The sequence below is a fragment of the Nostoc sp. JL33 genome, assembly GCF_017114985.1.
Classification (GTDB): Bacteria; Cyanobacteriota; Cyanobacteriia; order Cyanobacteriales; family Nostocaceae; genus Nostoc.
The window spans coordinates 110,935-124,608 of the sequence record NZ_JABXKP010000104.1; the positions used below are offsets into that span (position 1 = coordinate 110,935).

9 protein-coding genes are annotated in these 13,674 nt (G+C 43.5%); 6 read left to right on the top strand and 3 right to left on the bottom strand.

The annotated features are described in order from the left end of the window. The first annotated feature begins 151 nt into the window (after positions 1 to 151). Both HWQ23_RS32540 and HWQ23_RS32545 read left to right on the top strand, forming a co-directional pair. Positions 152 to 2,137 carry a putative bifunctional diguanylate cyclase/phosphodiesterase gene (locus HWQ23_RS32540; protein ID WP_292837890.1) on the top strand — a complete coding sequence of 662 codons (1,986 nt, stop codon included), beginning with the start codon at positions 152 to 154 and terminating at the stop codon, positions 2,135 to 2,137. Between the two features lie 372 nt (positions 2,138 to 2,509). After that, positions 2,510 to 3,205 (top strand): response regulator transcription factor, encoded by a 696-nt coding sequence (locus HWQ23_RS32545; RefSeq protein WP_292837892.1) that lies wholly within the window; start codon positions 2,510 to 2,512, stop codon positions 3,203 to 3,205. A gap of 504 nt (positions 3,206 to 3,709) precedes the next feature. Here HWQ23_RS32545 and HWQ23_RS32550 read toward each other — a convergent pair. Continuing rightward, positions 3,710 to 3,994, bottom strand: a complete 285-nt coding sequence (locus tag HWQ23_RS32550; RefSeq protein WP_292837894.1) for an Npun_R1517 family heterocyst differentiation transcriptional regulator — start codon at positions 3,992 to 3,994, stop codon at positions 3,710 to 3,712. An 865-nt stretch (positions 3,995 to 4,859) separates the two neighbouring features. On the opposite strand from HWQ23_RS32550, the gene ndhM reads away from it, so the two are divergent. The 4 genes from ndhM (at position 4,860) to HWQ23_RS32570 (ending at position 10,821) form a co-directional block, all read left to right on the top strand. Further along, complete coding sequence (ndhM, locus tag HWQ23_RS32555) at positions 4,860 to 5,219, top strand: NAD(P)H-quinone oxidoreductase subunit M (RefSeq protein ID WP_292837896.1); 360 nt, start codon at positions 4,860 to 4,862, stop codon at positions 5,217 to 5,219. 728 nt (positions 5,220 to 5,947) lie between these two features. Further along, positions 5,948 to 8,212, top strand: coding sequence for a protein phosphatase 2C domain-containing protein (locus HWQ23_RS32560; protein ID WP_292837898.1), 2,265 nt, complete (start codon positions 5,948 to 5,950; stop codon positions 8,210 to 8,212). A 149-nt stretch (positions 8,213 to 8,361) separates the two neighbouring features. Then, positions 8,362 to 9,942, top strand: a complete 1,581-nt coding sequence (locus HWQ23_RS32565; protein WP_292837900.1) for a CHAT domain-containing protein — start codon at positions 8,362 to 8,364, stop codon at positions 9,940 to 9,942. Between the two features lie 231 nt (positions 9,943 to 10,173). Then, positions 10,174 to 10,821 (top strand): hypothetical protein, encoded by a 648-nt coding sequence (locus HWQ23_RS32570; protein ID WP_292837902.1) that lies wholly within the window; start codon positions 10,174 to 10,176, stop codon positions 10,819 to 10,821. A gap of 378 nt (positions 10,822 to 11,199) precedes the next feature. On the opposite strand, the gene HWQ23_RS32575 is transcribed toward HWQ23_RS32570, so the two are convergent. Next, on the bottom strand, positions 11,200 to 12,582 hold the full coding sequence (locus HWQ23_RS32575; protein ID WP_292837904.1) for a PrsW family glutamic-type intramembrane protease: 1,383 nt from the start codon (positions 12,580 to 12,582) through the stop codon (positions 11,200 to 11,202). A gap of 446 nt (positions 12,583 to 13,028) precedes the next feature. After that, positions 13,029 to 13,631 (bottom strand): DJ-1/PfpI family protein, encoded by a 603-nt coding sequence (locus HWQ23_RS32580; RefSeq protein WP_292837906.1) that lies wholly within the window; start codon positions 13,629 to 13,631, stop codon positions 13,029 to 13,031. Between the last annotated feature and the right edge of the window lie 43 nt (positions 13,632 to 13,674).

Consider the following 13,674-nt stretch of genomic DNA (forward strand, 5'->3'; position numbering starts at 1 on the left):
ATTTCTCTAAGCCGACAGACGCGTGACTTCTTGGAAGTAACCGACTCCTTGCCTGCTCAATAGGGTCTGGAGCCTTGAACAAGGCATGGGATGTGCTTCCTTTGCCCTCTTCATTCACAGCTAGGCTTCATAATTTTATGAGTTGAGCAATATGAACGTGGATGGATTTAGCCAACAGATTGAGAAATTGCGCTTACAGGTAGAGGGACTATTGCAATGGAATGCAACTAAGCCGAACTCCCAAGAAGAGATCGTAATGGAGGCTTTCGAGAAACTCAACATTGCAATGGAAGAACTATTGATAGCCTCCCAGGAGTTAGAGGAAACACGAGCGGCAGTAGAGAAAGAGCGCCAACGTTACCAAGATTTGTTTGAGTTCGCTCCAGATGGTTACTTGGTAACTGATAGTGCCGGGACAATCCAAGAAGCTAACCATGCAGCAGCAACCTTGCTCGGTGTTCAGCAAAAGTATCTAGTAGGTAAACCATTAATTGTCTTTATTGCTCAAGAAGACCACCAGTCCTTTAGCTCTCAGATAAACAATTTGCAGCAGCTACTGAACTGGGAAATTAACCTACAACCACGGCGAGGAACGCCTTTCCCTGCTAGTGTGAAAGCGTCTGCGGTATACGACCTTGAGGGAAAACAGCTTGGCTGGCGTTGGCTGCTGTGCAATATCAGTGAACGCAAACAAGCTGAAGAAATGTTGCACCAAGCTTACGGTAAGTTAGAAATACGGGTGGCGGAACGGACAGAAGAATTGCTAAAAGCAAATCGGAAATTGCAGAATGAAATTACAGAGCGTAAACGAGCCGAATCACAACTGCTGCACCTTGCCTTTCACGATGCACTGACGGGTCTGCCAAACCGCACTGTATTTATGAACCGCCTAACACATGCGCTCAATTATTCAAAACGGCATTCAGATTATCTATTTGCTGTAATGTTTATCGACCTGGATCGATTTAAAGTGATCAATGACAGTCTTGGACACTTAAATGGAGACCAATTACTGCTTACGACTGCAAGTAGGCTAAAACTATGTGTACGCTCCATAGATACAGCCGCACGGCTTGGGGGAGACGAATTTACAATCCTGCTTGAGGGAATCCAAGATGTATCAGATGCCATCATAGTCGCTGAACGGATTCAACAGGAACTAGCGTTACCCTTTGAGCTTGGCGGACAACAAGTGTTCATAACGGCAAGTATTGGTATCGCCTTGAGTTCGATAGTAGGCTATGAAAATCCACAAGACCTTTTAAGGGATGCTGATACAGCAATGTACCGAGCTAAGGTGCTAGGAAGAGCGCGTTATGAGCTATTCAACTCAGATATGTATGCTAATGCTCTGGCGAGATTACAGTTAGAGTCCGATTTGCGCCGAGCAATTGAACGCGTTGAGTTTCGGGTTTATTACCAACCGATTGTTTCGCTGACTAATGGCTCTATTTTAGGTTTTGAAGCTTTGTTGCGTTGGCAGCATCCAGAACGTGGTCTGCTTAATCCAGCAGATTTTATTCCCCTGGCAGAAGAAACTGGACTAATTTTCTCCATTGGCAACTGGGCCTTGCATGAAGCCTGTCGCCAAACGCAAGCTTGGCGGGTATCCCATGATTCTAACTTCCTAGAGAAAATCAGTGTCAATCTCTCCCTCAAGCAATTTTACCAGCCGAATTTGATTGAGCAGATTGGGCAAATTTTGCACTCAACTGGTCTGGACGCTGACACTCTATTGGTAGATATTACTGAAAACGTAATTATGGAAAATAGCAATAAGGCAGCTGCCACACTCTTACAACTTCGAGAGATGGGCATTGAGTTATCAATTGATGACTTTGGTACAGGCTACTCCTCATTAGGTCATCTTTATAACTTTCCGATTAGTATGTTGAAGATTGACCGTTCTTTTATCAGTTCAATCGGCACTAGTAGTATGAATTTAGAAATTATTGAGATAATTGTCACATTGGCACACAAGCTAGGTGTGAATGTGGTTGCGGAAGGAGTAGAGACAAAAGAGCAATTAGCACTTCTAAAAAAGTTGAGATGTGAATATGGCCAGGGATATTTTTTCTCAGTTCCATTAAATAGCTCGGCAGCAGAAGAATTAATTATGGCAAATCCTCAGTGGTAAGGGTTATTTCAAAAAATTCGTAATTGGTAATAATGCTCTCTACGAGACGCGGAAGGGACGAATACTCGCGCTTGGCTGCGTACCTATGGGGAAGCAAGCTATGCAAAACGTCTGGTAGAGAAGACATTAGGGACTTCCAAATAAAAAAATACCCCACAAGGCTGGGACAAGATTGGCTAATTTATTTGTTGGAAGTCGCTTAATTAGTAATTAAAGACAGTTTCAAACGGGGATTTAGCGCAAAACCGGAGCGGAGGTATCTTGGCTCTTTTTACTGCCGTTAAGAAGCAATGGGTTTTTCCCTTATCCCTTTTGTTCAATGACTGTCAACTTTCGCTAAATTGGAAAAAGGAAAACTCAAGGAAATTTTAAATGTCAGCACAATTGTTACTGGTGGATGATGAACCAGGGATACGGGAAGCCGTGAAAGACTATTTACAAGAGAGCGGTTTCAACGTTCAAGTCGCCAGTAACGCCCTTGAAGGTTGGGAATGGATGCAGCTGAATACACCTGATTTAGTGATTTCCGATGTGATGATGCCTCAGGTAGATGGCTATCAGTTCCTTAAGCAACTGCGAGAAGACCCTCGCTTCCAAGCACTCCCGGTAGTATTTTTAACTGCTAAAGGTATGACAGGCGATCGCATCCAAGGCTATCATGCTGGTGTTGATGCCTATCTTCCCAAACCCTTCGATCCAGATGAACTGGTGGCTATAGTTGAAAATTTGCTAGCCCGCCGCGCCGCTAAGGGAGCAAGTACCGGAGATGACGCTGAAACCCCCGATCTTGCTGAACTAGCGAATCAGATTGCCCAAATTAAGGCATTGTTAACTCAAAGAAATGCCATTTCCCAATCGCCAGCCCCTTTCAAAATTGATTTGACTCCCAGAGAACAAAGTGTTTTGAACTTGGTCGCTGAAGGGTTGATGAACAAAGAAATCGCCCGTCGGTTGGAAACCAGCGTCCGCAATGTAGAAAAGTACGTCAGCCGTTTATTTAGTAAAACTGGCACCAGTAGCCGTACAGAGTTAGTTCGTTTTGCCCTAGAACACGGTCTTGCTAAATAGGCATTGGGCATTGGTTATTTTCTTTTTGTCCCTTTGTCCCCCTGCTTCTGGGTAATTGGTAACAGGTAACTGGCTGCTAAACCATGACCTATTACCAGTAATAGATAAAACATAAGTATTTTATCAAATCAGGCACTGAGCTAAAGTAAAAAGCTAAAAGAAAGGTTATTTATTTTTACTTTGGTCTTTTAGGTTTTCATTTGATTTGCGCCTGTTTTTTAATTCCCCATCTGTAAAGACACAGGGGTTTTTTTCTTGCTGCAATGTTTTGATAAAAACTCGGTAAAATGCACCCGGCTGAATTTGCTCTCAGATTCTACCAGTACCCTTTGCTACAAAGTTTTTAGTCGAGGAAACTGTTCCTGGGATTTTGGGTTGCTAAATAAGACTTTCACAAAGTAGAAATCACAGTATTTTAGCAATTCTACTTGCTGCTCAGTTTCTATTGCAACGGAGGTATGGGATCAACATTTGATTTGATACCCAATTCACGTTTTGCCACTATTAAGTTTGTGGATTTTCAGCAGCATTACGCAAGCGCATTAGCTGGCGTCGCATTTGAGGTGAGGCTTTGAACTCAGACACTTCCTGCGCTTTAACGGACGCTTGCAGCGTCTCTAAAAAGTCGTCAGAACCCTCGGTCAAGGCATCAAGTAGCACCTGTAAGAGTTGTTCGCGATCGCCCAATAGACTCTTTTCCTCAATCAACCGGAATTTGAGATGTATTTCGCACTCATAAACACCTACTTCGAGATTACTTATCTGGCGTGGTAATGCTTTGGAGTTCATAGCTATTGAGATTCCTTTACTTGGTGGTCATGAGGCTAAGGAGGTAGATGTCCAGCAAAATTCTTTATATCTTTTTTGAATCCAAACTGCTTCAATTAAGAATTTTTCTTCATCAATCACCTTTGTATCCCATTTCACTCTCCTGTGTTCTATCTTCAAGGTAGATTTTCACTGTCTAGATTTTGATGTGACTGTGCCAGATATAGCTTATGGTAAGCCATAACTATTATTCAGTTTTTAAGATTCTACACAATAAAGTTTCTGTAAGAAGTTGTTCGACCTTTTTAAAGCTTTTTACATCAACTTTATGTTAACGTCAACAACAGTTTGACTTGTTACTTTAATTTTGGTGTTTATACGTAAGTAAAACTGCTTAACTTTTTGGAATTTATTAAAGCCAGAGGTCGATGTAGCGCTATTACGTAAAATTACTTGATGTACTTTTTCTTCAATAGAAAATTTCAGAGAAATTAATGAGCATAATTATTAAAGTAAAATTTATATTCTCCATAAAAAAACGTACACAGATCAAATTATTCCTGCCAAGTGCCTTACCTTACTGGCTTTTGGGCTTGATGAGTAGAAAAATTTTAGCAGTAGGTAAGATTAGTACACCAAACAAAAATACTTTATCCAGTAATTTTTAGAGAAAAATAATTGGACTACTGTCAGTACTAGCTGCTAAATCGGACTTCAACTCCTAATAGAAGTAGCAAGCTAATCAGTACAGGTGATATTTTTACTTATGTCCATTCAATATACTCTTTTGAAACTGCTCTCAAAGCTTGTAAATTGAGAGCATTCAAGCTCAGATATAACGTCTACAATAATTTCAGTGTAATCCACCCAAATCTTGCACCCTTTTATGGATAACCCGATGCTACTCAAGTCTACAACCCGGCATGTCCGCATTTTTGCAGGTGAAATTGACCGGGATGGCGAACTAATTCCTAGTCAACAGGTCTTAACGTTAGATATTGACCCAGATAACGAATTTAACTGGAATGAAGATGCGCTGCAAAAGGTTTACCGAAAATTTGATGAACTAGTAGAAGCATCTAGTGGCGCAGACCTCACAGAATATAACTTACGCCGTGTCGGGTCAGACTTAGAGCATTATCTGCGATCGCTCCTGCAACTCGGCGAACTCAGCTACAATCTCTCTGCCCGTGTTACCAACTACAGCATGGGAGTCCCCCAAGTTGCAATTAACGACAAAGAATAAGCCAATGAGTTGGTAGCGGGCTGGCTGACACCCTTCTGACTTTTCACCTCATCTGGAAAAGCTAACGATTAACCTAACCTCGTAACCCCCTTTCCGACGCTCTAAGGGGGATAATTCCAAGTCTGGAACCCCACATGCTTGGCTGTCGGCATCGACGGCAGTTGCTTCAGGTCGAGAAACCCGACACCAGTCGAGAAAAGGGGGAAACAACGCCAGGTGCAACAAGAGTGGCTCCCCTCTTCTGGCGCTGGCTTCCCAACGCCGTGGCTTCTCCTTGTAAAAGAGAGATTGAAACAGAGGTTTTCTAGATCCCGTGAAAAGTCAGGTACTTTTGCCAAAAGTATATTTGCTATTCTTAATTCTTAATTAAAGTTAATTGTTGCTATCCTACTTATAAACTAAATAAATTCCCAGATTATCTGCCTGTTGATGATGGGGTAATTTAGCAAAAGCAAATAACATAGTCACGCTTGGGTTATGCTTTGGGGACAGGGTTGGAGTTAGTTGCTTTCTTGATGGATCACAGAGCGATAGAAGCTATGATGAGGCTGTAGGGTTGACTTGGGAGCGTATTCTTTGGATAAATAAGCATTAGCACCTGCTGATATCCGCCAGCTAAAATCATCATCTAAAGTCTGGTTATGTCAAGTTTCAGAAAGATGAGCGGTCTAGATTATCCCTACTAATGCTGTTAAAGAAATTGCCAATCGCTGATCGGTGCGAAAACTATGGAAAATGACGCGGCAACGCTCTACTGTCCAAACGAAAATTGTCAGGCTGCCAACCCCCTGACTCACAAGTTTTGCCAGCGATGTTCCACGCCCCTACCCAAACATTACCTCTGGGCTGTGGTAGATAGCCCAAGTGTGGGTAGCCCTGGAGAAATATTAGCCGATCGCTACTTAGTCCTTGATAAATTTGTTCTTTTAGATACGAAGCCTGGTTTATTAGCGCTAACGCCTGAGTTAGAGAATTTGCAGCCTCTAAAAGCTTACCTGAGACTCATTCCCTACCGCTTACACGTACCGCAGGTATATGGAGTGCTTTTTGTCGCTGACGGCTCCTCCCATCGAGAAATATTACTCTTAGAAAAACCGCCAGTATTAGTAGATGACACAATCCAACAAGTGCATTTGTGCAGCGAGTTAACCACGGCTTGGCGTGATGCGACATCAATGCGCCAACTCAATTGGTTATGGCAAATAGCTCATCTGTGGCAACCTCTTGCGAGTGAAGGTGTCGCCTCTAGCTTACTTGACTCCTATGTATTACGCACAGAAGGATCATTAGTACGTTTGTTGGATTTGCGTTTCGACGCCGCAACATCACCAGAATTGCCCCAATTAGGTGAATTTTGGCAGCAGTTGGTTAGTGATGCCAAACCAGCTATAACTGAATTTGTTAATCAGGTTAGCCTTTCCTTAATTCAGGGAGAGATCAATTCAACCGATCAATTAATCGGAGTTTTAGATCGGGGACTGGCTGGGTTAGGGCGATCGCAAACACCCACGATCAAAATTATCACCAAAACCGACACTGGGCCAAGTCGCCAACGTAACGAAGATGCCTGTAGCCCCCCCAGTGGCACTCTGATTAACAAACCACCCCAGCCAACAGCCTTAGCAATTGTCTGTGATGGCATCGGTGGACATGAGGGTGGCAATGTCGCCTCAAATTTAGCGATTGAAACGATTCAGCAACAGGTACAGCAACTAACAAAAGTTCCCTACGACCACATAGACCCCTCACTGCTGCTTAATGACCTAGACAAGGCAGTGGCAATTGCCAATGACAAAATTAGTCAGCGCAATGACTTGGAAAATCGCCAAGGGCGTCAGCGCATGGGCACGACTTTAGTCATGGCATTGCCTGTTGCTCATGAAATGTACATTACCCACGTTGGCGATAGTCGTGCCTACTGGATTACACGCCACGGCTGTTATCAAGTTACCCTCGATGATGATGTCGCCTCCCGCGAAGTGCGGCTAGGTTATGCCATTTACCGCGAGGCTGTGCAACAGAGTGCTGCTGGCTCTCTAGTCCAGGCTTTGGGGATGGGGCCGAGCACTTCATTGCATCCGACATCGGGACGGTTTATGCTCGATGAAGATGCTGTTTTTCTGCTCACATCCGATGGTTTGAGTGATTTTGATCGCGTGGAGGAGTACTGGGAAACAGAAATATTGCCGGTTCTAGTTGGGGAAACAAATATAGTAAATGTTGCGGATAGATTAGTCGAAATCGCTAATACTAAAAATGGACACGATAATGTCACCGTCGCTTTAGTCCACTATCAAGTCCAATACTGGGAACCAGAAATCACCATAAAAGCAATCATTACAGACAGTTCCTCCGCAAAAACTGTTGATTTTACGTCCACGGCAAATGCAACACTTTTAAGTAGCCCAAACCAGAAAACTCAGGTCATTCCCGAAAAAGAGCCGGTGAAAACGTCGATACCGCTACAGTGGATAGTTCCGTTAATATTGGTGGTAGCAGCAGGTGCTATCGGATTTTTCCTAAAGCAACTGCGATCGCCATCAGGGCTATTTACAATTTTTTCCAATCCCATACAAACTCTCAACCCTACCATCGAACCGACACCCACACCGCGATCGCTTGCTAACCTTTCTCCGGGTTGGGTAATTAAAACCAACAAGGAAATCCCCTTCGGAAACAACCAATTACTTCCGCGTGGGACTTTTTTAGAAGTTATTGAGAAAAAATCAAATCCCAAACCAGCTTCTGTTGATTCTTCCGTGTCTATGCGAGTCTGTGCCAATAAAAGCATACCAACTCCAGCTAATACTAATAACCCAGCAGGAACTTCCTCAGTTCCATCAAATTCAAAACCTTTGCCGCAACCAGTATTGCTGGACTTGTCCCAACTGAACCCTACTGCGGTATCTGTTTTACAATCAAACGTACCAAATCCATGTAAAACTGGTACGCAACCAGCAATTACTGAACCAACTGGCAGCAGTCCAACTTAGTTAAAGACTCGATAAACTTGTAAAAACCTGGAATAATAACAGGTAACAAAAAGAAGTAAAAAATTTACAAGGTAAAAAAGTAGAAAATTTTCACTTTGGAGAATTGTTATTTTAAATTATTTGTTTTTAGCTTTTATTTTAATGAATCCATGCCATCCCTGAATTTGGCGATCGCCCGTCTCTTAAACACTGGCACTGATAACTTCGCCATTTGGGTGGTCAAGGCTCCCTATCCCAGTGGCTACGTTTTACGTGACTGTGTATGGCCTGTTGAACTGACTCAAGTTTGGCAAGAATGGCAGCAAATGTTTGCTGGTCATAGTCACCTCGATATTTCCTCAAACTCAACATCTCAAAAAACCAACCCATTGCCCATAGATTGGATTTCACCCCCTTCAGGTGAAGCCATTAAACCCTACAGCAGTCGTCTGATGCAATACTTGGGAATGAATTTATGGCGCTGGGTATTCGACGGACAAATTCTCGGTAGTCTAGAACGCAGTCGCGGGATTGCTATGGGTGAGCATACACGTTTGCGCTTTCGATTAGAAATTCGTGACCCGGATCTGATCGCTTTCCCTTGGGAAATTATGCAGCGTGAGCCTGGTCAATCGGCGATGTCTCTCTCCCCAGATTTGCTATTTAGTCGCACCAGCACTGAAGTTGACGCTTTACCGTATTTGCGAACTGACAAGGCTTTAAGTATTCTGCTGGTTTTAGGTCACGATCAAAACCTGCAACTGGAACAAGAAGCTGCAATCTTACAGCAAATTCTTGCAGATACGCCGGTCGGTGGTAATTCCCAAAGATATGCACCTTGTATAGTGAATCAACTCCTACAACCAACTCCACAGGAGTTGATTGATGAATTAGAAACCAAAGCATACAATGTTTTCTTTTATGCTGGACATGGTTTGCCAGGCCCAGACGGGGGGTTACTGTTTTTGCGACCAGATATGCCTTTGAATGGGATCGAATTGGCGCAAGTATTGACCCGTACAGGTGTGAAACTAGCGGTTTTCAACGCCTGTTGGGGCGCACAACCAGCTGCTAGCAATCATCAAGCGATACCTGCCAGCAGTTTAGCAGAAGTACTAATTCGTCATGGTGTACCTGCGGTTCTGGGGATGCGCGATGAAATCGCTGATCACGAAAGCCAGAGTTTTATTCAAGCCTTTACCGAAGCTTTGCGATCGCACAAACCAATTGATGAAGCCGTAGCACTGGCTAGGCAAGAGTTATTAACACTATATAAATTTAATCAACCTGCTTGGACTTTGCCTGTTCTCTACCTGCATCCAGATTTTAATGGCGAACTGATTAAGAACCTAGATGAAGGTATTACCGAACTACCAGACACAGCCATTCCTGATGCAGGTTTCCCGCTTGTGACTGCTTCTTTGCGATCGCTAACCCCAAAAGGGAAAACCTGGTTGTTGCGTTATGGAGTCACTCGCATCGGTCGCACGAAGGACAATGATATTGTCATCCCCGAACCATCTGTATCCAAACGCCACGCCGAAATCTTCTGTCGCAATACTCTTACTGATGCTACACTGATGCGAACTTATTACTTGCAAGATTTTTCCACCTACGGGACAACCTGGTTTTTAGGCCCTAATGGTTGGCAACAAATCCTCCGCGAGGAAGTCCCTTTGAAATCAGGAATGCAGTTAAAGTTTGGAAGCGCTAGAGGTGAAACCTGGGAGTTTATTATTGAGGACTCCTAGCAGAGCTATTCAAAAAGAAGGCTAAAGGCAAAGGAATGAATTAGGTCGCCCACTGTCGCCAAAGAGCTTTTTACCTTTCCCCCATTCCCCTTCTTGATAAATCGATTTGGATGTTGAGCATCAACCTTTAAATTCTGTTTTACCCGGAGAAGAAATCAACTGTTTTTGCGGAAATCTCTTCTGAGGAATTGTAGCTGTCAATATGACCAAATAATCTTGAGGCAATAAAAAATGGCTAAAAAAATTAACGACTCGGACACTTTCTCCTCTTTGCCATATAAAGTAGATTTAGAGTTTTTAGAAGCCTTACTGGAACCAGAAGATGCTACCTATCCCTGGAATCCAGGTGATGATGAATCAGAACCTTATTTTCAGGAACTAGAACAACAATTTGGTATACCAGATTTACTTGATGAAGAACTGATCAGGCGATCGCAAGATTTTTACAGCCATCTAGACACACTTTGGTCTGGTATTGCTTCTACACCAGACCACAATCACAACCTACAACACGCAGGATTGCTTAATCTTCAAGAAACATTACGTACTACTTTTTGTGCTTATGTCCCCCAAGAATTGCTCAACGCCATCGCCACCAAAGCTGCTGAGATATTTGCTTCTCGCCAATTAATAAGTGAGCAACTGGTTGAGTGTATTCAGACAGTACTACCAACTTGGGGAACAGAGGATCTTTTAGTTTTGGCTCGTCCTTTTGCTTACGCTATGCGAAGTAGCGAACCGCAAAACGCGGCATCTGCGCTCACTAATCTGAAAAATAGCGAGTGGACAGCTTTATCAGAAATAGAGAAAGCAAAAGTTAGTTTAGCGATCGCTTCCTATGCTTTGACTCAACTTAACAAGTCTCAGTCTCAACCATAAATAAAGAACAGGTCACAGGTGACAGGAAATAGAAAACGCCCTTTGCACTTACTCTCAACAGAGGTGTCTCTTGCTCTCTTGCAAAGATGTTGGTTTGCCTTACGCAGAGTCGAAAATCAAGACTTTTGCAACAAAAAAGCTTAATTATCTTTATTCTTGTAAGTACAATTCACCCATAATAAATTGACAATACGCTGATTTTCAAACTACGCCATCTATCCCAAGAGATAAATATTCAACAGTCATTGGACATTGGGCATTGGTTATTAATTTTTCTCCCTAACTCCCTAACTCCCTAACTCCCTGCCCTTGTCTGCGAATAGCGTATCGCACAAAGACGCGCAAGGGACAATGCGTAAATTAATTTCTCCCTATCTGTTATTTTGGGCCAAGAAATCGGGTAGCAAAATTTTGCGATCGCGTCGGTGACAGCGCCCGTGCCTTGAGAATTGCCGCCATCAAAAAGGCATAAGATAACACCCCAACAACTACCAAGAGTAAGGCATTGATTGATCCTGTAGCATTCCACAGAGCGTGGAGAGCAGCGGCACTAAGATAACCAATAGAGAGAATTTGCCAACTTCTACTGGGCTTGAGGACAGCCAATCCGATAAAATAACCCAGGTAGCCACTATAAGCCATGTGTCCGGCTACAGCGCCTAAAATTCGCGGAATTAGCAGTTGTAAACCCGCTAGTTGACCAGCAGCGCCTGTACCCACCTGTTGCGTGACATTTTGCGTAATATCTGGCACATATTGTCCGAGAGTTTCCAAGAGAGTGAAGCCCACAGCAGAAGCTGTTCCCAGGAGAATACCATCTAGAGGTTCCCAGACGCCTATGCGTTCCCGCCAAGGTGAAGACAAAATTCTACCGAGGGCAAAAGCCCCTAATACAGGCAATCCCTTGAGTAATTCCTCCATCAAGCCAGCGCCAAAAAACATCCGCACCAGTAATTCTGTGAAGGTGATAGATTCTTGGGGTGAGGGCAATTTTCCAGGTAGGAAGGTGCGAAACACGAAGATAAATACATCCAACACCGGACTGAGCAAAATTAGCATCGTAGACAATGCCGCAGCCATTAGCACCCACCAAGGCTTCTGTTTACCGCAAAGTTGGTAAACAAAATAGTAGGCAGCGAAGGCGATGTAACTTGCTACAATAACTTGATTAGCTTGAGGCTGACCGACTGTAGCAAACATTAACACTACAAAGATTACGGTGAGTATTCCCGGTACGAGGTAAGCTTTACTAGTTAAATCTTTACCAGTGGAAATAATCGGAAAAAGCTGGGTGAAGCTAACAGAATCTGGCTGCTTTAATTGCGTGTGGTTGTGGTAGTTTGTCGCCGAAGGCAGGGGTGTAACCTGGTTCACTGTCGTGGCCGGGGTGATTGAGGTAAACTCATACTCAAAAACGTATTGCGGGCCATCAGCACCTAGAGAAATGCGATCGCCTGCGTGCAATTCTTGACATTCATACAAGCGTTGTCCATTCAAATAAGTGCCATTAGCACTATTCAAATCACAAAGCACCCAACTGAATTTGCTGTCTGGGGATAGAGAAAGGGGACGAACCACCGCATGACGACGAGATACCATTCGGTACATCATGGCATCCAAGACAACTTGGCAGCTGGGGTCGCGTCCAATTACCATCTCTTTACTGGGGGGCAGCGAGTAGCGAGATTCTGATCCAAAAGCTGCCCCATTACCAGACACTAGCCGCAGAAATGCATTATGTCTTGCGTTTTTGCCTGTCATCGATAAGAAGTGCGTTTCTAAACTAATTCTTCACATAATTTGGCAGCAGGACTAACCTTAGCCACATTAACAGCAGCATTGCTAAATCCACTATAGCTTCACTTACTGCTAAGAAATTTAAAATTTCCAAATGCAAAATTTAAAATTGTTTCACTTAATCTGAATCACTATTCCATCTACTGAGAGTTTGTCCAAAACCGGGCTTGTTACACGGATAAATTCAGCTTGGATCGGTGGTATACTCTTGACACCCTATTTGCAAATTTAACCCACGGCAATTGCTCAAAAAATAGTAGTTTTTACTGCATTTAGGCTGATCAAAAAACCCTATAATTTTCAGTTTTCTGTTGTCAATTCTTCTTGCCACTGATAATTGACTAATCTCCTTTGGAGTAGGGAAAGAAACTGCTCCGAAGATCGAATCAAAGGATTTGCGGTATCTTGCCTCAAACAACTTTAGCCAGTTCTGGGTGTTCAATCTTAGTTCCAAGTACTATGAGGAATTCTGCCAGCCAATGGGGGTGAGCAGGCCAAGCTGGTGCTGTCACCAAGTTACCGTCAACTATTGCCTGATCAACAGGGATATCGACATAAATCCCGCCAGCACTCTTGACATCTGGGCTACAAGCAGGATAACCAGTACATCTTTTGCCTTGCAGTACATCAGCAGCGGCCAATAACTGCAAGCCGTGGCAGATGGCAGCAATCGGTTTATTCGTTTGGGCAAAGTGATGGGTGATTTCTAGCACCTGCTGATTCAAACGAATATATTCTGGTGCCCGTCCTCCGGGAATGACTAAGGCATCATAGGTTGCGGCTTCTACTTCTGCAAACGTAGCATTTAAAGTGAAATTGTGACCGGGTTTTTCGCTGTAAGTCTGGTCTCCTTCAAAGTCGTGAACTGCTGTCCGCACCTTGTCGCCAGCTTTTTTGTCGGGGCAAACTGCATGGACAGTATGTCCCACCATTTGCAATGCCTGGAAAGGAACCATTACTTCATAGTCTTCTACATAGTCTCCAACAAGCATCAAAAGTTTCTTTGCAGCCATATTTTTGTTACCCTCACCTATTAATCAATAGTTAATAGCTGTT